This window comes from Photobacterium satsumensis (genome assembly GCF_050336935.1).
Taxonomy (GTDB): Bacteria; Pseudomonadota; Gammaproteobacteria; order Enterobacterales; family Vibrionaceae; genus Photobacterium; species Photobacterium satsumensis.
This window is the reverse complement of record NZ_JAKJSK010000009.1, coordinates 163,416-184,109: the sequence shown is the minus strand read 5'-3', so window position 1 is coordinate 184,109 and position 20,694 is coordinate 163,416. Positions and strand designations below refer to the sequence as shown.

The following is a 20,694-nucleotide window of genomic DNA, read 5'->3' as shown; positions in this document are numbered from 1 at the left end:
GCAAGCTCAACTTCTTTGTAACTGGATATCGGTCAAACCTCACATCTCGCTGAAATAAAAAAAGCCTGTATCAAATACAGGCTCTTTTCATATTCAAACCGTCAGTTTTAAGCGTTTGCTGTTGCTTCCTGAGGGCGGCGAGATAGCCACGACAGTCCAGCACAAGCCACGATAAAGGCTACGGTTGCCGCTAGGAACGACACAGCCAGAGAGCTCGTGAAACCAAGTACCAAGAAACCAATGGTTGATACCACCGCCATCGACAACGCGTACGGTAACTGCGTTGATACGTGATCAATGTGGTGACAGCGTGCACCGGTTGACGACAGAATTGTGGTATCCGAAATAGGAGAACAATGGTCACCGAATACAGAGCCCGCCAATACGGCACCGAGCATAGGTAGCATTAGCATGATATCCGTTGCAGCAGCCAGATCACCGGCGATTGGTAGCATGATACCGAACGTACCCCATGAGGTACCGGTAGAGAATGCCATCAATCCAGCAAGCAAGAATAGGATAGCCGGCAACAACATAGGGCTAATATTACCTTCCACCATCGTCGACAGGTATTTGCCCGTTGCCATATCGCTGATCACCGAACCGATGCTCCATGCAAACAGCAGGATTAAAATCGCACCGAACATCGACTTCGCCCCGATCCACAGCGTAGACGTGACATCAGCCATCGGGATACGCTGGCGGAATACCGGGATTAGCGCGGCCGCAAAACCAACCAGGCCACCGTATACCAGAGACATACCCACATCGGTGTTCTCAAAGGCACCCAGAACGCTAAATGCAAGGCCATCAGCAGCCAGTGCTTGGTAGCCCGTAAAGATCATAAAGAAGAAAGTGGCTACAATCAGGGTCACAATTGGCATGATAAGGTCAGCAACACGGCCATTTTTGCTTTCTTCAATTTCTAGCTCGTCGTTCAGATCCTTGGCACGGCTGTCGTCATCGCCTTCATCGAAGCCGCGGCAATGGCTTGCTTCTAGCTCATGCTTTTTCATCGGGCCAACATCAATTTGGAACCACGCCACCACGAATACCATCAGCAGGGCAAAAACTGCATAGAAATTCATTGGAGCCAGCTGTACGAATGCACCCAGCGGGGTGTACTCTGTGACGCCATGTGTTGCCAAAATACCGCCAATCAAGGTGATAATGTAGGCACCCCAGCTTGAAGCAGGCATTAGCACACACATTGGTGCTGCTGTTGAATCAAGGATATACGCCAGTTTGGCTCGGGATACATAAAAACGATCTGTCACTGGGCGTGAGATCGAACCGACCGCCAAGCTATTGAAGTAATCATCAACAAAAATAAACACACCCAAGAAAGCAGCCAGCAATTTAGCACCACGCTTGCTCTTGATTTTGGTTTGTGCCCACTCGGCAAATGCACGGGTACCGCCAGAAAGTGTCAGCAATGCTGTGGTCATACCCAGCAAAATAAGGAAGGCGACGATACTCATGTTCCAGCTGTTAATGGCGCCGTCATCAATAAACAGCCCTTTAACCGTGGTACCAATATAGCTTGCGGTGCCACCAACCGAAAAATCAGTCAGCAGGAATGCGCCCAGAAGGACACCTACACCCAAAGAAACTAAAACGCGTCGTGTAAGGATTGCCAAGCCCAATGCAACCAAAGGTGGCAACAGTGACATGGCGGAATGGGAAAAATCTACAATATTCATGATCTCGACTACAACCGATCCTGGTTGGAGATCTACTGTTTTACACCACATCTTGTCGTGTATAGAAGAGTAAAAGGAAGGGAGGTACCCCTTTTCCGACTCCACAGTAGCGCTCCATAGTTAATGTAATTATATACTATGGCAGTGTTGTCCCTATTTGGTGACAACCCCAGCAAGCTGGTTTGATAGTCCGAGCTTACTTCGGCAACGGCTCCTTTCGTAAATCCTCACCGGAATCACCCTCCGATTTACTACTAATAGACGATGCGCCTCTACCCTTAGTCTAGGTCTGGTCAATTCTACGGAATAGACATCCAAATGCAACCAGTTAATGTGAAAAAAATGACACAAATAGTGAATAGTCTTGCGATGAGTAACAAGAATCAGGCAGTTGAAAGCAAATTTTCATACTCATTACATATGAAATTGATGGCAATTATTTAACAGCTTCTGTTGATTGTAGATAAGAATATTTACTCATCTTGAGCATTACATTCTATTACAAATGAGAAATGAACCCGATAATTTGCGAAAAAATAAATGAACCCTTCATTTTTTAATTGGCATCGCCGTATTAAAAGTATTATTATTGCAATTATTGAATTGTCACTGCTATTATTAATTTATAGTTTTAGGCCTACAGGAAATAAAAAATGTCTGATGCAATGAAAGCGCTACTTAACCTTCGCAGCCTACGCGCTCTTTCTCGTGAATATTCTCTTGAGCAACTACAGGAAGCGCTAGAAAAACTTCAAACTGTTGTTACTGAGCGTGAAGAGTCTGAAGCTGAAGAAGTCGCTAAAGAAAAAGAACGTACCGAGAAGCTAGCTCAATACCGTGAAATGCTTCTTGCTGACGGTATTGACCCAGAAGAGCTTCTAGCGACTCTAAATAAAGCACCTAAAGCGAAACGTGCACAGCGTCCAGCTAAATACCGTTTCCTAGATGAAAATGGTGATGAGAAAACTTGGACTGGCCAAGGTCGTACACCAAGCGCTCTTAAAAAAGCACTTGATGACGGCAAGTCTCTAGAAGAATTTGAAATCTAATCATTCAAATTATCTTGCGAATATCTAAAAACCCGGCTTTGCCGGGTTTTTTTATTGCTAGGAAAAAATGTTCTGGAAAAATGTAACATTTTGATGTTAATGGTAAAAATCAACAACACCAATCACATAACCATGACAAAATTAACTCGATGAGTTAATAACACCCAATAATGAGTCGTTAATTTTGAGTCATCGTTACGATTATAGAGAAGCTCGTTACTTTCTTTAAAGTATAAAAAACCAGACCTCTTGGTCTGGCTTCTTTGTCATATTGTGGCTTTAGCGGATTTGGTCGGCTAAATGACTTACCGCCAAAGCGAAATAGTGTGAGCGGTTCCATTTCAGTAAGGATTGGTAATTACCGTAGATCAAGTAGGCCCGGCCATGCTTATCATCCGGTTGAATAAGCCACGCATCAATATCAACATTCGGTAAAGCCTGGCCATTCAAACGACGAACGCCTAGTCGTTGCCAATCTGCTAGCGTTTTGGCTTTGCTCTTTTCGACCCCCAGCAACGAATCATCGATAGAAGCCGATAATGAAACTTGTCGACCCCAAGTATATTGATCATCCCAGCCCGCTTTTTTTAAATAATTCGCGGCAGAGGCAAAAACATCAGCCTCTGTCTGCCAGATATCAATCTTTCCGTCATTATTGCCATCAACTGCATAAGACAAAAATGACGTCGGCATAAACTGAGGTTGCCCCATCGCCCCCGCCCAAGAGCCCTTCATGTTTTCAGGGCTAATATGACCAGCATCCAATATTTCCAGCGCCGCCATTACCTGCCCGCGGAAAAAGGCTTCACGACGGCCTTCATAAGCCATGGTCGATAAAGCCTCAACCACATTATAATTACCCATCAGACGACCGAAATTACTTTCGACCCCCCATAAGGCAACAATAAAGCGTGGCTGAACGCCATATTGCTGACCAATTTTATCCAGCGTTGATTTATGCTGACGATAAAGCTCATTAGCCTGCTTTACTTTCCAAGCCGGCACCGCGCGTGGAATATACTCATCCAGCGTCAACTTCCGCTCTGGTTGATTTTTATCCGCCTTTACTGCGCGTTCGACAAACGTAATGCCATCAAAAGCAGAGTTGATAATCGACTCTGAAATTCCTTTTTCCTGGGCTTCAACTTTTAGTCCTTCGACATAGTTATCAAACCCCTCATCAGCATAAACCGCCGATGATAATCCTAACCCTAAGGCCACAAAGGCCGATATCAATCGCTTATGCATAGTTTATCCTTTGCTGCTGGCGGCTTTATCCGCTTTGTATTGCTCCAGTAAGTTTGGCACGGGCGGCGGTACTTGCAGGTAATACCCGCTGCCTTTTAGTTCCGCTTTCACTTTTTCAATATCGGCCTGTGCCAACTTATGGCGTTCATCTAACTTAATTACCATGACAAATTGTGGCGTACCAAATGTTTTCAACAAAGCGTCAGGTACTGGTGAGAAATCATCTTTGTTATTGATATAAAGATAGGTATTGTCTTTTTTAGTACTTTTGTAAATAGAACACAACATATTGTCGGTAACCTGTTCGTTAATTTCGCTCTTTGTCAGACAACGATTCTCGTGAATCATTCCCCTATCGAGAGGAGATCGCCTACTTGATGAGACGGTTGTCTGAATTTCCAACGCAAAAGCAAGGATAGCTTGCTGATATACGGTTTGGAATATAACATGCAAGTTACCCAAGAGATAACGTTCCCGAACGACTAATTTAGCGACAGTCATCAGCACACATGACAAAATCTGCAGAACTCAAGGGAGGCTCATTCACCCTCTCTGCCCTCCACTTAGTGGACGGCGACATACAGCAAGCAGTCAACTTTCTTAAAGAGAAGGTTGAGCAGGCTCCTCATTTTTTTTCAGCAGCCCCCATCGTCATTGATGTCAGCCAAGCCGGAAATAAGTTGGACTTCGTGTTACTCAAAAGCCAGGTTCAGACGGCCGGAATGATCCCTGTCGGGATCAGTGGTTGCAAACAACCTGAACTGCAAGAGCGGGCAAAACAAGCTGGATTTGCCATTATGAATGCGGCCAAACAGGCCAAAGCGGCCGAACCTGTGATGACACCGACAAAAATCATTAAGAATCCAGTTCGGTCAGGTCAGCAAATTTATGCTAAAAATAGTGATCTAATAGTATTGGGACATGTAAGCCCCGGAGCAGAGATAATTGCTGATGGTTGTATTCATGTCTATGGCACCTTACGAGGCCGTGCTATCGCTGGGGCCAACGGTCAAAAAGAGGCAAAGATTTTCTGCCATGACTGCCAACCGGAGCTCATTTCCATTGCAGGAAATTACTGGTTAAGCGACAAAATACAAGAAGAGTTCTGGGGAGAAAATGTCGTTATCTCGCTGGCTGAAAATAATTTGAACATAGAGCAGATGGCTCTATAACGTTTAATAAGGAATTTTAAGATGGCACGTATTATCGTTGTTACCTCAGGTAAAGGTGGCGTTGGTAAAACTACCTCGAGTGCAGCTATTGCATCGGGCCTTGCACTTACTGGCAAGAAGACGGCAGTGATCGATTTCGATATCGGCCTGCGTAATCTTGACCTCATCATGGGCTGCGAGCGTCGTGTAGTCTATGACTTCGTCAACGTTATCAATGGTGAAGCTAACCTAAACCAAGCACTAATCAAAGACAAGCGTGTCGACAACCTGTATGTCCTACCCGCTTCCCAAACCCGTGACAAAGACGCACTGAGCCGTGAAGGCGTCGAGCGTGTTTTCAACGATATGGCTGAAATGGGCTTTGATTTCATTATCTGTGATTCGCCAGCAGGTATCGAGACCGGCGCACTGATGGCGCTGTACTTTGCCGATGAAGCCATTGTCACCACCAACCCTGAAGTCTCTTCTGTGCGTGACTCTGACCGTATTCTTGGCATCCTCGATTCGAAGTCCCGCCGTGCCGAGCAAGCCGAAGACCCGGTGAAAACGCACCTACTGCTGACGCGCTATAACCCAGCCCGCGTAACGTTAGGCGAAATGCTGAGTGTCGACGATGTCGAAGAAATTCTTCATATCCCTCTACTCGGTGTGATCCCTGAAAGCCAAGCAGTGCTGAACGCATCAAACAAAGGTGAGCCGGTGATTTTTGACAAAGAATCGGATGCGGGTATCGCCTACGAAGACACCGTTGCTCGATTGCTCGGTGAAGAGCGTCCCTTCCGCTTCCTTGAGGAAGAGAAGAAAGGCTTCCTAAAACGTCTATTCGGAGGGTAATCCACGATGGCATTGTTAGAATTCTTCCGCCCCAAGAAACCAACGACTGCCAGTCTAGCCAAAGAGCGGCTGCAAATTATCGTTGCTGAACGCCGTTCTGCCGATCATAGTGCACCTAGCTATTTACCGCAGTTGAAACAGGATATCCTGGACGTCATCCGCAAGTATGTTGAGATTAGCCCAGAGCAGGTCTCGGTCAATCTCGATCAGAAAGAAGAAGATCTTTCCGTACTCGAACTCAACGTCACCCTGCCAGACGAAGAAAAATAAAAAAGCCCCGCACACAATGCGGGGCTTTTTGTTTGCCATAACGCGGCTTTTGTTATGCCCTTAATCTTTTTTCAGCAGGGGCAACACTTTTTGTTCAAACAGCGGTTTGCGCCATGTCTTTAGCATGTCCGGCATATTGTCGTCCGGTGAGTCTTTTTTCCAGGCCCAAGAGATCAACTGGTTGATCTGCTTTTTTGATGCCAAGAATTCAGCCATCAGACCGGTTTCCGTCTCCACCGCTGTCACTACATCTTTGATATGCTTTACCTTTTGCTTATAACCCGGCAAATCCACCAACCTAGTGATTTTTTCAGGGTACTGCTCTTGAGGCATGTCATCGACATCGTAAACCATTTTCAGCAAGCGGTTCGCATGACGTTGAATTTCCATGCTTTCGAAGCCTTCTTTGGCCATTACCGCTTTAGACTTAATACCAAAACGGGCCAACTTCCAAAGGTGAAGCTCTTTGACAACGAAATTGAGGGCCAAGTCGCGCTTGCGCGCTTCCAATAAACGCCACTTCGCCGCTTTTTGCAAGATAGCCAACTGCTTCGGGTTTAGCTGCCAAGCGTTTTTGATATCCAGGTAGGCTTTATCCGGATCAATGGTCTTAATCCGTTTCAGCATCAAACCGGCACACTCCTGCGCCAGCGCCTCTTGCCAGCCTTTATCGACCACCTGCGGCATCAGCTTCTGGTAAAGCGGCAGCAAATAGTACACATCGGCAGCGGCATAATCGAGCTGACGGTCAGTCAGTGGACGAGCAAGCCAGTTGGTGCGGGCTTCCCCTTTATCAAGCTCAATACCCAAGTAATCTTTTACCAAGGTACCGAAGCCAGCCGACACACCGTAGCCAAGGAATGAGGCCATTACCTGGGTATCAATCATCGGCACCGGCAAACAGCCTGCGTAATATTGGAATACTTCCAAATCTTCACCACAGGCATGAAGTACCTTGATCACCGACTGATCACGCAATAATTCCCACAACGGCTCTAAGTCATCAATCGCTAGCGGGTCAATCAATGCCAAAGACTCACCGTCGAACAACTGGATCAAGCCAAGCTTCGGGTACAGGGTACGGGTTCTGACAAACTCGGTATCTAACATTACCGCAGTTTGGCGGCGTGCCTTAAGGCAGATCGTCTCCAGCCGTTCACGGCTAGTAATTATTTCAAAATTCACAGTATTCTCACCAATAAAATGCCGGCTTGAGGCCGGCATTCTTTGTATTAATTCACGATGTGCTTACGCACTCTGATCCTGCTGAGCAGATTCTTCGCGCAATGCTCGGCGTAGGATCTTACCGACATTGGTTTTTGGAAGCTCATCTCGGAACTCAACAATTTTCGGCACCTTGTAACCTGTCAGATGCTCGCGGCAGTGCTCAAGCAGCTCTTCGCGGGTTAGGCTAGCGTCGCGTTTCACCACGCAGATCTTAACCAACTCACCTGATACTTCATGAGGTTCACCGATCGCTGCCACCTCCAGCACTTTGCTGTTGAGGGCAACGACATCTTCAATTTCATTCGGGTAGACGTTGAAGCCTGATACCAAAATCATGTCTTTTTTGCGATCAACAATGTGCAGGAAGCCTTCATCATCAAAACGGACGATATCACCTGTTGATAGCCAGCCATCATCAGTCAATACTTCCTTGCTCGCCTCTGGACGTTGCCAGTAACCTTGCATCACCTGAGGGCCACGGACTTGAAGCTCACCAGTCTGATCATTGCCCAGTACCTGACCTTCATCATCAACAATACGGACATCGGTTGATGGCACCGGCAAACCGATAGAACCATTATAGTCGGTCAAATCATACGGGTAAGCGGCCACCAACGGTGAACACTCGGTTAGGCCATAGCCTTCCAGCAAGTAGTTACCCGTGATTTGCTTCCACTTCTCAGCCACGGCACGCTGAACAGCCATACCGCCGCCTACCGACAAGCGAAGTTCGCTGAAGTCAATCTCATGGAAGTCTTCATTGTTGACCAATGCGTTGAATAAGGTATTCACACCCGTGATGGCCGTAAACGGATAACGCTGCAACTCTTTGACAAACGTCGGGATATCACGCGGGTTGGTGATCAGCAGGTTACGTCCACCCATTTCAATAAACAGCAAGCAGTTCACTGTCAGGGCAAAAACATGGTACAGCGGCAGCGCTGTCACAATCAGTTCGCGGCCTTCAGTAAGTACCGGTCCGTATGCGCCCTTGGCTTGCATCACGTTCGCCAGCATGTTGCGATGGCTGAGAATGGCGCCTTTGGCAACCCCAGTCGTACCGCCAGTATACTGCAGGAAGGCAGTATCTTCACCGGACATGAACGGCTTGACGTATTGCATACGGCGTCCCTTACGTAGGGCCATGCGCATAGACGTCGCGTGTGGAAGGTGGTATTTAGGCACCATCTTCTTGATGTATTTCACGACAAAGTTAACTAACGTGCCCTTCGGACGTGATAGCTGGTCACCCAGGCTAGTCAGTACCACATGCTGAACGCTGGTGTTTTTAACGATGCTTTCTAGGGTGTGGGCGAAGTTAGAAACAATGACGATCGCCTTGGCACCGGAGTCGTTCAACTGGTGCTCAAGCTCTCGCGGAGTATAAAGTGGGTTAACATTCACCACCACACAACCGGCACGTAAAATACCAAACAAAGCAATAGGATACTGAAGTAAATTAGGCATCATCACCGCCACGCGGTCACCTTTTTTCACCTTCAGTTCATTTTGCAGGTAGGCGGCAAAAGCACGGCTACGCTCTTCCAGTTTGCGGAAGGTCATAACCTGTCCCATATTGATGAACGCCGTCTGATCAGCGTACTTCTGTACTGACTGCTCAAACATTTCAACCAATGACGGATACTGATCCGGGTTAATTTCAGCCGGTACATCTTCCGGATAGCGGTTAAGCCAAACCTTATCCACTTTGCACTCTCCTTATTGATTTTGGCATGGTGCCGATACTGTGCTGGCGGGTAATTAAAACATGTGGTTACGCCGCATTACAGCACATTTAACATACAAGTAACACTGACCTACTTAGCCAATGCATTAAAATTTGAACTGAACAACAATATCTCACTGGTCACCCGTTCAGGGCAATCAAGGTGGCAGTGGTGGCCACCCGCAATCTCTACTTGCTCAAGCTGTTGCCATTCTAGGGCTTGAGATTGGGTCACTTTCAGCTGCCGATAACCGGTTTGCCCGATAACTGATAACACCGGGCATTGCACCGATGCCACCAAGGCACTGACTTGTTCAGGTGTCATTCGGTACAATGACTCACACCTCAAGCGGTTGTCATGCCGCCAATACCAACGCCCATCACGCTGGAAAACGCCGCGTTCCACCACTGGCTTGATCTGCTCTGGCATTAGACCGTTGACCGCACAACGGAGATCCAGCGCCTGCTGGAAAGAATCCATGGAACGATTCTGCCGCTGGTGCGCCCTTGAACGGTAGCGCTGCCGACTTTCAATCCCCTGACGTAGTCGCTCCGGGGCATTTTCCGCCGCCTGTGATAGCGGAGACAAGCCTTCAATCAGTACCAAAGAGGCGATCTTATCGGCAAACGCCGCAGCATAAGACACTGCAACCAATGCCCCCATCGAGTGACCAACCAGTGTCACCTGCTGTTGATCCAACAAAGCGACCAGTTGGGCCAAATCATCGACATAATCGAAAAAGTGGTAGAAATTATCTGCCGCTCTCGGTGCCGACAGCCCGTGCCCGGGCCAATCTATGGCGATGATATGGAAGTGCTCGGCTAATTTACCAAACAAAGGGGCAAAGCTTGCGGCATTATCCTGCCAACCATGCAACATCACCATCATTGGCTTTTGCGTTAAAACAGCGCTTAACTGGGTTTTGTTCTCTATCGGTGATGGGGCAGAAAACGAGGCCAACCCTGACAGCTGCTGATCGGCCAACTGAAGCTCTATCTGATACATAGCAATCTACTTAGTCACCCGCTCTCTGACTTCAGCCCTTGAGAAACCATTGTTAATAAGGCTGGGTGAACAATGTAGACCAACACAGCTTCTGAAACGGTCAAAATCATCGATCCAGACTTCCTGTTTCACTTGCCACAATTGGGTTCCTGTAGCGGCTACTACCGGGAAGCGGTAGTGAAACTCGCCAACCTTGCCTTCTTCTTCCCCATCAACATGCCCCGCAACAGAAACCAATCGCCCGGGATGGTATTCAATCGGCTCAAGGAAGCCATCAACATACGCGACAAAGCGCGGTTGGGCGCTGCTACCCAACTTGGGTTTACCGTCACTGCCAATCGGCATAGCAACGATTTCTAAGCGGGTTTTCTGCTCACCGTTATCAATTGCTGCAATCACCCCGCCAAGGCGGATCGCCTGACCAAGATCTTGGCCAGCAGGGTCACTAAGCACAGTGACATCGGTGATTGGGTCATCGCTATCGGTCATGAGGGCCTCAGGTACCGCGGCGCAGCCTATCATAGTCGCAGCAAGCAACCCAACGATTAGCTTCCTAAACATCGGTAACTCCATTGTAAATGATGAATATCCACGCAATTCCCTGACTTTCAGGCAACTAATCACACGGCTTATTCCAAACTGACATGGTATTAAACATATACATCGACCCCTACCAGCATCGAGAGTTCATCTCGCTTTTGCTGGTGCATCACCCCCATATAGCTCTCCAATGCCTGGCGGTTATTACCTTCGGGTTGATCATACTGAATACGAGAGTGGGCTGCTTCCAGCAGCTCAGGATCACGAACTGATTGAGCAACGGCTTTGGCAACTGGGGTAGGTTCACCGGCCCCCTGAACAGAGGCGCGGGTAACTTTCGTCTTTGACGGCGTTTGGGGGATTGTGACGGGAAGGCGCTGAATAGAAACCATAGGAAACGTCCAGTATCCAAGTGATTGCCGAGTATGCTATACCCATAGTTATGCATACACGGCAATGAGGCAAGCGTATTATTCGCGACCTGGCAACTTTTTCCAGGTAACTGTATCACGAAGGTACACCGGGCTGGCCTCCTCGGCTACCACGGCCTCGCCACGAGCCAATGCATATTTGGCCAAATGCACCATATCTGCGGCATCCGGGTAAAGTACTGAACCAGATACGGCTTCAACAGGCAATTGTGCCAGTAGATCAGCATAGCTTTCCCAACCTGTACCAGCCGTTAACCACTGGCCTTCACTCACTGGCAGTTGCGTGATCAGCATCTCAGGCTTGATAACTAGTTCACTGCCTTGCAATGCCCAGTCGCCATCTGCCTGACGGCGGTACTGACCCCAGTATATTTCATTCATGCGGGCATCGATGGCGGCCATGACCTGCTCGGCCTGATGCTGGCGATATGTCCCTTGTGCCATCGCGGCCAAGGTCGAGATGCCTAGCATCGGCAGATCTGCGCCAAATGCCAAACCCTGAGCAATACCAATGCCAATACGTACTCCAGTAAAGCTACCTGGGCCGCGGCCAAAAGCCAGCGCATCGAGTTGGTTTAATTTCAGGCCAGCCTGCGCCAGCACGTTATCCACCATAGGCAGCACCTTGGTGGTGTGCTCGCGTGGCGCATACTCACAGTGAGAAATCACTTCATCGCCCACTAGAAGGGCAACGGAACAGTTTTCGGTGGCAGTATCTACTGCAAGAATTTTGTTGCTCATTCAAGCCTCTGAATGCTGTTCTTCGATTGTGGCAGGCTCTTGGGGGCCATTAACCGAAGATAAGAATTGCCCGACGCTGACAACATCCCGAGTTCGCGGGATAGACGGCAGGCTGTTAAGAAATACCGCGCCATAAGGACGCGTTACTAACCGGTTGTCACAGATCACCAGGACACCTTTATCCTGTGTATCACGAATAAGTCGGCCGACACCCTGCTTGAGGGTGATCACCGCATCCGGGATCTGCACTTGCGCAAAAGGATCACCACCACGTAAACGGCAGTCCTCTATACGCGCTTTCAGCAGCGGATCATCCGGTGCTGTAAAGGGTAATTTGTCAATGATAACACAGCTTAGGGCCTGCCCTCTAACATCCACGCCTTCCCAAAAGGCGCCGGTCGCTATCAACAAAGCATTGCCCCGCTCAAGGTATTCCGCCAGCAGCTTCTGCTTGGTGGTTTCGCCCTGTACCAATACAGGGAGGTCGAGCTTGGCCCGGAACCCTTCGGCCAACTCACGAACCATCTGGTGTGAGGTACACAGGAAGAAACAGCGCCCTTGGTTTTCTTCGATAACTGGGGCCATCATCTCCACCAACCTGTCAGCAATACCAAAACTATTGGGCTCCGGTAAAAAGCGGGGCACGCACAGCAAGGCCTGTTGTTGGTAATCAAAGGGGCTTTCAAGTGAAAACTGCTGCTTTGGCTTGAGTCCCAAGCGCTGACTGAAGTGGCTAAAGTCATCATTCACCGCAAGGGTCGCCGAAGTAAAGATCCACGCCCCACCTTGCTGCTCGATCTGCTCGTTAAACTTATCGGCAACCGACAACGGCGTAATGTGCAGGTTAAAATGACGAGGGGTACATTCATACCAATAGGAATAACCGGTAATGCTGGTATCACAGACCCGCTCTAGCCGCGCCTTGATCAGGGTCGCCCGCTCAAAGGCCGCATCCAGCAACTGGCTCCGGCCCAGTGCCAGCTTGAGCACTTCATGGGTGAGATCCAAGGCGTCAGTCAACCGTGTTATTTCACGTTGAATTGCCTGACTGGTTATCGCTTCGCGCCAGTTACCACGAAAACCGGGTTCACCAAGCACAATACGCATATCAGCCGCCGCTTGGTGTAGTCGGTCGGCCGTTTTTTGCAGCTGGCGCATATCCTTGGCTTCGGTGCGATAACCTATCTCGACATCTTTCGCCAGCTCTTGGATCTGGCGACTAGATAAACTCTGGCCAAAATACTGGCTGGCGATATCTGGCATCTGATGGGCTTCATCAAAGATGAATACTTCAGCTTCAGGGATCAACTCACCAAAGCCGGTTTCCTTGATTGCCTGATCGGCCAAGAAAAGATGATGGTTTACCACCACGACATCAGCTTCCATTGCCCGACGGCGCGCTTTGACGACAAAACAGTCTTCATAGGATGGGCATTCCCGACCGAGGCAGTTTTCATTGGTCGAGGTGATCATCGGGATCACCGGGCTGTCTTCGGCAATATCTTCACAATCGCCCAAGTCACCGCTCTTGGTCGATGATGACCAGCCCCGAACCTGAACCAGTTGGCTGAGCAGCTTCGGATCGGTATGGACGCCGTGGCTTTCAGTGATTTGACGGCTCAGCCGATCAAGGCACAAGTAATTAGACCGCCCTTTGAGCAAAGACACCCGACCGGTAAAGCCGAGCGCATCCGCCATTAACGGCAGATCCCGGTGGAACAATTGTTCCTGTAGGTTCTTGGAACCCGTAGAAATTATGGTTTTTTTTCCACTGACCAAAGCCGGCACCAAATAAGCAAATGTCTTACCGGTTCCCGTTCCCGCTTCAACAACAAGCTGGCTCTCGGTCTTGATGGCATCGGCCACGGCTTGTGCCATATCGATTTGCGGTTGGCGGGCCTGGAATCCGGGGATGGCTTTATCTAGCGCACCACCGGAGGCAAAAAACTTGGCTATCATAGGCTTTCGGATATCTGGACTTTAGGCTATCTTGCTTGAGAAAAACGGGCTTAAGGGCAACACCGTCGGTGACCGGGCATTATGCCAATATTCCCCCCCAGCAGCCATGATTTATTCCAGCGCCACAACCAACAGCACATTGCTGTTATTCGGCCGTCACAATGTCTGCCTTGGTGGTATCGACAATGGCCAGCAACTCTTGCTGCTCTTTCTCTGGTATCTCAAATTTATCAAACACACCGATCAGCAAGACCACCATGTGCTGCCACTCCGCGGTTGTGATATTAAGGTGCTGGTGCGAGTCCTTCATTGAGCGCCCAATATATTGGCAAGGGCCACCCGTTGCTTGACAGACCATGCTGGTGACCTGATATTTCAAATACGGTGCCGGTACCGCTTTCCTCGAGGCATCGATAGCCGGGTTGGCATTCAGGGTATCATCCACCACGATGACATCAATAAACTCGCTGACTACCACCGAGAGAGGAGCCAATCCGCCTAAACGTTCATATAGCGTAGGGACTTCTTCACTGGTCGCAAGCGGTGACACCGCAATGGCGAGACTAATAACACTCGCCTTTACAAGTGGTTTTCGTAGGGAATTCATATCTCAACCTTCTTCTTTTCTGGCACAAGTTATATGAGTCGCTTATCCCTTCGCTGAAAATAAATACCCCACTGAATAGTACCCAGTTTGGTATTAGCCTTTGACCCAGAAAGCAATCCAAGGTAAATACTAAGAAATCGGATTAGATCAAATAGTAGTTCAAGGAAGAGCACCATGGAAAAGAAAACCCTGCTGACCGACTGCCCAGATGCAATGGGCCTGATCAGCAAAATCACCAACCTCTGTTATAAGCACCAGCTCAATATTGTTCACAACAATGAGTTTGTCGATAACTCCCATAGTCAATTTTTTATGCGTACTGAGCTGGAAGGCTACTTCAATGACGAGACCTTCCTGTACGATTTGGACCGCGCACTCCCCGAGGGAAGCCATCGCCGCCTAATCGGCCCGGAACGCAAGCGTATTGTGATCATGGTAACCAAAGAAGCCCACTGCTTGGGCGATATACTGGTCAAAACCTTTGACGGTACCTTGGATATCGAGATTGCCGCTATTGTCGGTAACTACGACCATTTGGCTGAACTCGCCCGCAATTTTGGCATTCCTTACCATCACATTAGCCATGAAGGGATCAGCCGGGACGAACATGAGGCCCAATTGCTTGAAGCGGTACAGCAGTACACGCCCGATTATGTCGTGCTGGCCAAATACATGCGTATACTCACGCCGAATTTCGTCGCCCAGTTCCCGCATAAAATCATCAACATCCACCATAGCTTCCTGCCCGCTTTTATCGGTGCCAAACCGTACCAGCAAGCGTTTGAACGCGGGGTGAAAATTATCGGTGCCACTGCCCACTTTGTGACTAACGACCTTGATGAGGGCCCGATCATTACCCAGAACGTGATTCCGGTTGACCATAACTTCAGCGCCAAAGACATGGCACGGGCAGGTAAGGATGTTGAAAAGTCAGTGTTGAGCAAAGCGCTAGGCTTAGTGATTGATGATAGGGTCTTTGTTTACGGTAACCGGACTGTGATTTTGTAACCACCACGCCACATACCTTTCCTACCAACAGTATTTAGCAAGGGTGAGATTTCAAAACCTACCCGCCAAGGATGGCGGGTCGGAGCGACAGGGATGTCTTCATGCGTTTTTGAAATTTTACCCTGCTAAATGCAGGAATCTAGGAGTACGCTTACTCCGCTTCACTTTCAATTACCGCCTTCAACGAATGCGGATGCAGCTTGATACACACACCGTCATGCTTGAAGGCATAGGTTGGGTTCGACAGGCGCTCTTTCTCACCTGACGGGCTGCTCGCTTTCACCTTAATGCCCTTATCGGCTAATTTATCCCATTGACTCGCTAGCTCAGGAAACGCTTGATCCAACGAGACCTTCAATGCATCGGTATCGGCAGCCTTTGACGGGATCACAAACTCGACATGCTCCCACCCTTCCTGCGGATACGATTTCTCACCCGGGTACGGTAATTCGAGTGCTTCGATCTGCCAAGGGCCGCAGCTAAGCGGGGTATCAAAGCCAATCACTACAATCGGCCGGCCGTTGATTTCATTGGTCGACCATTCGGTGCCATAAGCCAGCCAGGCTTGGTGCAACTGCTCTGCAATCTCCCAATCATTGACTCGCAAAGCAATGTGATCAGCCTGGTAACCGGCAAGCGATAGGCCCAACTGTTCAGCAAGGCGCTCAATTTTCGCCATAAAGGCTGGCAACTCGGCCAACATTTGCTCTGGTAACAGGCCTTTTTGTTCTAGCTTGTGCATCTCTTTTCTCCGATTATTCACGCTGAGCGATTGAACGCATAATTATCCATAGTTTTCGGCTTGACAACAGCCCTATTCGCACCGGCAAAGCCCTTGTGCTTGCTAGACTCCTGCATATTTTTCACCCCGCAATGGATATTAAAAAAAAATCGCAATCTATTGTCTTTACGGCTTGCCAAACCACCTAAATTTGTGGGTATTATTAGGGTAATGCAACCAGCGTATTCAAGATGTTCCCCCTCTTCCACTTCTGAGGCGGCCCCGTCAAAAATACTCACGTAATTAAATTATCACTTGGTGCTATCTTTATAGGCCAATGGTCGTGATTATTTTTGACGGTTATATCCCTTGAATACGGTGCCGTTTTTGCCTCGCCAATTTGCATTACTTATTGGCGTTACAAACGATTTAAAGGATAAGCGTGTGAACATTCAAGCACTCATTAATGACAAAGTATCTCAGGCGCTAGAAGCCGCAGGCGCACCTGCCGGCAGCCCTGCTGCAGTTCGCCAGTCTGCGAAAGCACAATTTGGTGATTACCAAGCCAACGGTGTTATGGGCGTAGCCAAAAAACTGGGTACTAACCCTCGCGAGTTCGCACAAAAAGTTATCGAGCAGCTAGACCTTGACGGTATCGCTGAAAAAGTTGAAATCGCCGGTCCTGGCTTTATCAACATCTTCCTGAGCAAAACCTGGCTTGCCGAGCAAGCTGAAAATGCCCTGAAAGATGCACGTCTCGGTGTTTCGACTGAAGAGCAACAAACTATCGTTGTTGACTACTCTGCACCAAACGTTGCCAAAGAAATGCACGTCGGTCACCTACGTTCAACCATCATCGGTGATGCAGTTGTACGTACCCTTGAGCACCTAGGTCACAAAGTGATCCGTGCTAACCACATCGGTGACTGGGGTACACAGTTCGGTATGCTTATCGCTAACCTTGAGCGTGTACAGAAAGAGTCTGGCGAAGTATCAATGGAGCTTTCTGATCTGGAAGCTTTCTACCGCGAATCAAAAAAACTGTACGACGAAGATACCGAGTTTGCCGCGCGCGCACGTAACTACGTGGTAAAACTACAGGGTGGTGACGAGTACTGTGCTGATATGTGGAAGAAGTTGGTTGATGTCACCATGATCCAGAACCAGCGTAACTACGATCGCCTAAACGTATCGCTAAGCCGTGATGACGTGATGGGTGAGTCAATGTACAACGATATGCTACCTGGCATCGTTGCAGACCTAAAAGAAAAAGGTCTGGCTGTTGAAGATGACGGCGCGCAAGTTGTGTTCCTTGAAGAGTACAAGAACAAAGACGGCGAGCCTATGGGTGTGATCATCCAGAAGCGCGACGGCGGTTTCCTTTACACCACCACTGATATTGCTTGTGCCAAATACCGTTACGAGCAGCTTGGTGCAAACCGTGTGCTTTACTTCATCGACTCCCGTCAGCACCAGCACCTAATGCAAGCTTGGACTATCGTCCGTAAAGCTGAGTACGTGCCAGAAGATGTGACCCTTGAGCACCACGCTTTCGGCATGATGCTGGGTAAAGACGGCCGTCCATTCAAGACCCGTGCCGGTGGTACTGTTCGCCTAGCCGACCTTCTTGACGAAGCAGAAGTACGTGCAGCGAAACTTATCGAAGAGAAAAACCCAGAGCTAGACGCTGAAGAAAAAGCCAACATTGCCAACACGGTTGCAATGGCTGCGGTTAAGTATGCGGATCTGTCTAAGCACCGTACGACTGACTACATCTTCGACTGGGACAACATGCTAGCCTTCGAAGGTAACACGGCACCGTACATGCAGTACGCATACACCCGTGTCGCTTCTATCTTCAAGCGTGCAGATGTTGAGCTTGCTGATCTGACTCACCCTATCGTGATTAACGACGAGAAAGAACAAGCATTGCTTTCTACCCTACTTCAGTTCGAAGAAGCGGTACAAAATGTTGCTCGTGAAGGTCAGCCACATCTAATGTGTACCTACCTATTCGAGCTTGCTGGTAAGTTCTCAAGCTTCTACGAAGCTTGTCCGATCCTAAACGCAGAAGAAGACGTTAAGCAAAGCCGCCTGAAACTGGCACTATTTACTGCGAAGACAATCAAGCAAGGCTTGGATCTTCTGGGTATCGAAACCCTTGAGCGCATGTAATAAAACGCTGATATAATTCGATAAATATCTAATAATTCATAGCCTTCTAAGGTATCCTTAGAAGGCTATTTTATTATCTGTAGCAATATTCATAGCAATTGGCGTCAGAAGACCAGTAATAATGGATGTTAGGTATGAGTAACGACAACTTTGCGAAATCAACGGAGATCTTAAAACAAGCCGTTCCCCTGATGATCAAGCATAAGGTCCCCACCACCCCAACCAACTATGCTCTGTGGTACACCTATAGCTCTCAGCAAAATCCACCGCTCAATATGGCTCTCGACAGTGGTATCGAGGCAGTCGGCCATTGTACGCCGACGTTGTGCGAAACCCTGTACCAGGACCATCTTGCCAGCCAAACCGATAGCGACGTCAAACAACTCAAGCTTAGCCTCACTGCTATGATGCAGGAGCTTTCGCACAGCATGGCAGATACCCTGTCGGATACCAACAGTTTCCACAATGCCTTGGAGTCAACGTTCGGCCGGCTGGAGCAGGTTGGAAAAGAAGGGATATCCCTTGAAGAAACCGTTGGCTTGGTCCGCGAACTGCTTCGCGAGTCACAGCAGATGCGCCAATCAACAGGGCTATTCAAAGGCCAGCTCGATTCTGCCCAGCAAGAGATCCAAACTTTGCGGGCTGCACTTAACAAAAGCCAGCAACAGGCCAATGAAGATGCATTGACCAAGCTCTACAATCGCCGAGCCTTTGATCAGGATATTCAAAGCTATCTCGACAACCAGATCCCGACCAGCCTGATTTTGCTAGACATTGACCACTTTAAATACTTCAATGATGAGTTCGGCCATCTTATGGGCGATCAAGTCTTGAAGATGGTAGCCAAAAGGCTAGCGGAGTGCTGCCGTGATTATGCCAAAGCCTATCGCTTCGGAGGGGAGGAATTTGCTATTTTGCTGCCGCATAAATCACTGCCTTCAGCCCGCCAACAAGCGGAAACCATGCGTAGAGCCATTGAGAAGATTTCGGTACTCGACAAGAAGTCCGGACAGCGGATCAATTCGGTGACTGCCTCATTTGGTATCAGCAGTTCCAAGGAGGAGGTACACAGTGTGGCACTGATCGAGCGCGCCGATCATTTCCTCAACCAAGCCAAGCAGTTGGGTCGAAACCGCGTACTACCGATTTCCTAGCATAACATTACCCGATACAGCTCACCAAAGCATGTACTAGTAACAAATCAGCGGCCAGCTGATTGGCTGGCCGCCTCTAAACCGTCAGCTACTGACCAAACCGCTGGCCTCCTTTATGCAGCCATTCCAGCTCTTCCTGGGTCGATAAACGACCAAAAGCAGCATTACGGTGCGGGAAGCGTCCAAAGCGCTTAATCACATCGTGGTGGCTCACCGCATATTGATAGAACCCTTTGAAGGTATCAGCATGTGCCGGGCTCACCGTCTGCATCAGGCGGTCGAAACGAAATACAGCTTCTTCTTGATCTTCGATAGTTTCTGAATGCTCAAGAGGCAAGTAGAAAAATACCCGCTCTATTGGCGTCAGTTCCAAATCCTGGTTCTTTGCCAAGCCTCGCTTGCACAAGGCCAGTGCCAATGAGTCATAGCGAAATGCAGCGCTTAAGCCACGATAAATATTGCGGGTGAATTGATCGAGCAGAATAATCAGCGCGAGAGTTCCCCTTGGATCTTCAGTCCAGACACTCAGTTCACCGAGTCCAGCTTTGCTCACTTGATGTTGGAAACGTTCAGCGATAATTTGATCCGTTTCTTCCCCGCCACGAAACCACAGTTTATTCCGATCCGTGACCGTTACTTCTTCACCTAACTCGCCGAACCAGAAGTCCAGCACATCTTGATATTGAGCACTCATGTCTCACTCCCGCCTAGAACGTCGTCACGATACCGCTGATTTCTCAACACGGATAAACCCGAACTCACTACCTGATCACAACCTATTTCACCTGTCCGTAAAAAAAACACCAACTGCCATGGCAGAAAGCATTGCTACTGCATTATATTCACACTATCGTACTGTCATCAGTGCAGCTCCTGATGCCTATATACCCAAGTTACCTCAAGGTGCAGGATTCAGAGAGTTGTCAGCACATTCAATACAAGGCGAAGGTTTGCAGGAATGGCATTCCCTTTCAAAAAGCTTCAACGAAGGAGTGAATGGGCTGACACCCTCCCGAAGGGCGAGTTTTCTAAGCTTCTATACCGCGTTATTGTTTATTGATTTAGAGCCACTAGATCTTCAAAACAATGCCTTGTCTATAAGCTTATAAATTCTCGCTGAACC

General features: G+C 48.7%; 21 protein-coding genes and 1 riboswitch. Of the genes, 8 read left to right on the top strand and 13 right to left on the bottom strand.

Annotation, left to right across the window (positions count from 1 at the left end; genetic code table 11):
• Nucleotides 1-107 precede the first annotated feature (107 nt).
• Nucleotides 108-1,703, bottom strand: a complete 1,596-nt coding sequence (locus L4D79_RS19350; protein WP_428653346.1) for a Na+/H+ antiporter NhaC family protein — start codon at nt 1,701-1,703, stop codon at nt 108-110.
• A 99-nt stretch (nt 1,704-1,802) separates the two neighbouring features.
• Nucleotides 1,803-1,986: riboswitch (Lysine riboswitch) on the bottom strand.
• 370 nt (nt 1,987-2,356) lie between these two features.
• Here L4D79_RS19350 and L4D79_RS19345 point away from each other — a divergent pair.
• Nucleotides 2,357-2,752, top strand: a complete 396-nt coding sequence (locus L4D79_RS19345) for an H-NS family histone-like protein (RefSeq protein ID WP_428653344.1) — start codon at nt 2,357-2,359, stop codon at nt 2,750-2,752.
• Nucleotides 2,753-3,031: 279 nt separating this feature from the next.
• Here the strand turns inward: L4D79_RS19345 and L4D79_RS19340 are convergent, their stop codons facing one another.
• Both L4D79_RS19340 and L4D79_RS19335 read right to left on the bottom strand, forming a co-directional pair.
• Nucleotides 3,032-4,000, bottom strand: coding sequence for a lytic murein transglycosylase (locus L4D79_RS19340; RefSeq protein WP_428653342.1), 969 nt, complete (start codon nt 3,998-4,000; stop codon nt 3,032-3,034).
• A 3-nt stretch (nt 4,001-4,003) separates the two neighbouring features.
• Nucleotides 4,004-4,288: a YcgL domain-containing protein gene (locus L4D79_RS19335; protein WP_428653609.1), complete on the bottom strand. Its 285-nt coding sequence runs from the start codon at nt 4,286-4,288 to the stop codon at nt 4,004-4,006.
• 221 nt (nt 4,289-4,509) lie between these two features.
• Between L4D79_RS19335 and minC the strand changes: the two genes are divergently transcribed.
• The 3 genes from minC to minE are packed head-to-tail and all read left to right on the top strand — an operon-like array spanning nt 4,510 to nt 6,276.
• Nucleotides 4,510-5,172 (top strand): septum site-determining protein MinC, encoded by a 663-nt coding sequence (gene minC, locus L4D79_RS19330; RefSeq protein WP_428653340.1) that lies wholly within the window; start codon nt 4,510-4,512, stop codon nt 5,170-5,172.
• A 21-nt stretch (nt 5,173-5,193) separates the two neighbouring features.
• Nucleotides 5,194-6,006, top strand: coding sequence for a septum site-determining protein MinD (minD, locus tag L4D79_RS19325; RefSeq protein WP_428653337.1), 813 nt, complete (start codon nt 5,194-5,196; stop codon nt 6,004-6,006).
• Between the two features lie 6 nt (nt 6,007-6,012).
• A complete protein-coding gene (gene minE / locus L4D79_RS19320; RefSeq protein ID WP_428653335.1) occupies nt 6,013-6,276 on the top strand; it encodes a cell division topological specificity factor MinE in 264 nt (87 codons plus the stop codon).
• A 60-nt stretch (nt 6,277-6,336) separates the two neighbouring features.
• On the opposite strand, the gene rnd is transcribed toward minE, so the two are convergent.
• The 8 genes from rnd to L4D79_RS19280 all read right to left on the bottom strand — a co-directional run bounded on the left by rnd (nt 6,337) and on the right by L4D79_RS19280 (nt 14,513).
• Nucleotides 6,337-7,461 carry a ribonuclease D gene (gene rnd / locus L4D79_RS19315; RefSeq protein ID WP_428653333.1) on the bottom strand — a complete coding sequence of 375 codons (1,125 nt, stop codon included), beginning with the start codon at nt 7,459-7,461 and terminating at the stop codon, nt 6,337-6,339.
• Nucleotides 7,462-7,524: 63 nt separating this feature from the next.
• Nucleotides 7,525-9,210 carry a long-chain-fatty-acid--CoA ligase FadD gene (gene fadD, locus L4D79_RS19310; RefSeq protein WP_428653331.1) on the bottom strand — a complete coding sequence of 562 codons (1,686 nt, stop codon included), beginning with the start codon at nt 9,208-9,210 and terminating at the stop codon, nt 7,525-7,527.
• 110 nt (nt 9,211-9,320) lie between these two features.
• On the bottom strand, nt 9,321-10,235 hold the full coding sequence (locus L4D79_RS19305; RefSeq protein WP_428653329.1) for an alpha/beta fold hydrolase: 915 nt from the start codon (nt 10,233-10,235) through the stop codon (nt 9,321-9,323).
• Between the two features lie 6 nt (nt 10,236-10,241).
• Complete coding sequence (locus L4D79_RS19300; protein ID WP_428653327.1) at nt 10,242-10,796, bottom strand: Slp family lipoprotein; 555 nt, start codon at nt 10,794-10,796, stop codon at nt 10,242-10,244.
• Nucleotides 10,797-10,885: 89 nt separating this feature from the next.
• Entirely contained in the window at nt 10,886-11,167 is a 282-nt protein-coding gene (locus L4D79_RS19295; protein WP_428653324.1) for a hypothetical protein, read from the bottom strand.
• A 78-nt stretch (nt 11,168-11,245) separates the two neighbouring features.
• Nucleotides 11,246-11,947: a tRNA (adenosine(37)-N6)-threonylcarbamoyltransferase complex dimerization subunit type 1 TsaB gene (gene tsaB / locus L4D79_RS19290; RefSeq protein WP_428653322.1), complete on the bottom strand. Its 702-nt coding sequence runs from the start codon at nt 11,945-11,947 to the stop codon at nt 11,246-11,248.
• Nucleotides 11,948-13,906, bottom strand: coding sequence for a DNA repair helicase YoaA (gene yoaA / locus L4D79_RS19285; protein WP_428653320.1), 1,959 nt, complete (start codon nt 13,904-13,906; stop codon nt 11,948-11,950).
• A gap of 145 nt (nt 13,907-14,051) precedes the next feature.
• A complete protein-coding gene (locus L4D79_RS19280; protein ID WP_428653318.1) occupies nt 14,052-14,513 on the bottom strand; it encodes a group I truncated hemoglobin in 462 nt (153 codons plus the stop codon).
• 174 nt (nt 14,514-14,687) lie between these two features.
• On the opposite strand from L4D79_RS19280, the gene purU reads away from it, so the two are divergent.
• Nucleotides 14,688-15,521, top strand: a complete 834-nt coding sequence (gene purU / locus L4D79_RS19275) for a formyltetrahydrofolate deformylase (protein ID WP_428653316.1) — start codon at nt 14,688-14,690, stop codon at nt 15,519-15,521.
• Between the two features lie 151 nt (nt 15,522-15,672).
• Here purU and L4D79_RS19270 read toward each other — a convergent pair whose 3' ends face one another.
• Nucleotides 15,673-16,263 (bottom strand): VOC family protein, encoded by a 591-nt coding sequence (locus L4D79_RS19270; RefSeq protein WP_428653314.1) that lies wholly within the window; start codon nt 16,261-16,263, stop codon nt 15,673-15,675.
• A gap of 423 nt (nt 16,264-16,686) precedes the next feature.
• On the opposite strand from L4D79_RS19270, the gene argS reads away from it, so the two are divergent.
• Together argS and L4D79_RS19260 are read left to right on the top strand one after the other, a co-directional pair.
• On the top strand, nt 16,687-18,417 hold the full coding sequence (gene argS / locus L4D79_RS19265; RefSeq protein WP_428653312.1) for an arginine--tRNA ligase: 1,731 nt from the start codon (nt 16,687-16,689) through the stop codon (nt 18,415-18,417).
• A gap of 134 nt (nt 18,418-18,551) precedes the next feature.
• The gene (locus tag L4D79_RS19260) at nt 18,552-19,571 is read left to right on the top strand and encodes a GGDEF domain-containing protein (protein ID WP_428653309.1); all 1,020 of its coding nucleotides are present in this window, start codon (nt 18,552-18,554) and stop codon (nt 19,569-19,571) included.
• Between the two features lie 88 nt (nt 19,572-19,659).
• Here the strand turns inward: L4D79_RS19260 and L4D79_RS19255 are convergent, their stop codons facing one another.
• On the bottom strand, nt 19,660-20,265 hold the full coding sequence (locus L4D79_RS19255; protein WP_428653307.1) for a DUF924 family protein: 606 nt from the start codon (nt 20,263-20,265) through the stop codon (nt 19,660-19,662).
• Here L4D79_RS19255 and L4D79_RS19250 point away from each other — a divergent pair.
• A complete protein-coding gene (locus L4D79_RS19250; RefSeq protein WP_428653305.1) occupies nt 20,264-20,680 on the top strand; it encodes a hypothetical protein in 417 nt (138 codons plus the stop codon). The two genes, L4D79_RS19255 and L4D79_RS19250, sit on opposite strands and share 2 nt — an antisense overlap.
• Nucleotides 20,681-20,694 lie beyond the last annotated feature (14 nt).

Coding starts and splice junctions, on each gene's coding strand:
- L4D79_RS19350 (WP_428653346.1), bottom strand. CDS start 1,703: ATGAATATTGTAGATTTTTCCCATTCCGCCATGTCACTGTTGCCACCT.
- L4D79_RS19345 (WP_428653344.1), top strand. CDS start 2,357: ATGTCTGATGCAATGAAAGCGCTACTTAACCTTCGCAGCCTACGCGCT.
- L4D79_RS19340 (WP_428653342.1), bottom strand. CDS start 4,000: ATGCATAAGCGATTGATATCGGCCTTTGTGGCCTTAGGGTTAGGATTA.
- L4D79_RS19335 (WP_428653609.1), bottom strand. CDS start 4,288: ATGTTGTGTTCTATTTACAAAAGTACTAAAAAAGACAATACCTATCTT.
- minC (WP_428653340.1), top strand. CDS start 4,510: ATGACAAAATCTGCAGAACTCAAGGGAGGCTCATTCACCCTCTCTGCC.
- minD (WP_428653337.1), top strand. CDS start 5,194: ATGGCACGTATTATCGTTGTTACCTCAGGTAAAGGTGGCGTTGGTAAA.
- minE (WP_428653335.1), top strand. CDS start 6,013: ATGGCATTGTTAGAATTCTTCCGCCCCAAGAAACCAACGACTGCCAGT.
- L4D79_RS19305 (WP_428653329.1), bottom strand. CDS start 10,235: ATGTATCAGATAGAGCTTCAGTTGGCCGATCAGCAGCTGTCAGGGTTG.
- L4D79_RS19300 (WP_428653327.1), bottom strand. CDS start 10,796: ATGTTTAGGAAGCTAATCGTTGGGTTGCTTGCTGCGACTATGATAGGC.
- L4D79_RS19295 (WP_428653324.1), bottom strand. CDS start 11,167: ATGGTTTCTATTCAGCGCCTTCCCGTCACAATCCCCCAAACGCCGTCA.
- tsaB (WP_428653322.1), bottom strand. CDS start 11,947: ATGAGCAACAAAATTCTTGCAGTAGATACTGCCACCGAAAACTGTTCC.
- yoaA (WP_428653320.1), bottom strand. CDS start 13,906: ATGATAGCCAAGTTTTTTGCCTCCGGTGGTGCGCTAGATAAAGCCATC.
- L4D79_RS19280 (WP_428653318.1), bottom strand. CDS start 14,513: ATGAATTCCCTACGAAAACCACTTGTAAAGGCGAGTGTTATTAGTCTC.
- purU (WP_428653316.1), top strand. CDS start 14,688: ATGGAAAAGAAAACCCTGCTGACCGACTGCCCAGATGCAATGGGCCTG.
- L4D79_RS19270 (WP_428653314.1), bottom strand. CDS start 16,263: ATGCACAAGCTAGAACAAAAAGGCCTGTTACCAGAGCAAATGTTGGCC.
- L4D79_RS19260 (WP_428653309.1), top strand. CDS start 18,552: ATGAGTAACGACAACTTTGCGAAATCAACGGAGATCTTAAAACAAGCC.
- L4D79_RS19250 (WP_428653305.1), top strand. CDS start 20,264: ATGTCTCACTCCCGCCTAGAACGTCGTCACGATACCGCTGATTTCTCA.
- L4D79_RS19255 (WP_428653307.1), bottom strand. CDS start 20,265: ATGAGTGCTCAATATCAAGATGTGCTGGACTTCTGGTTCGGCGAGTTA.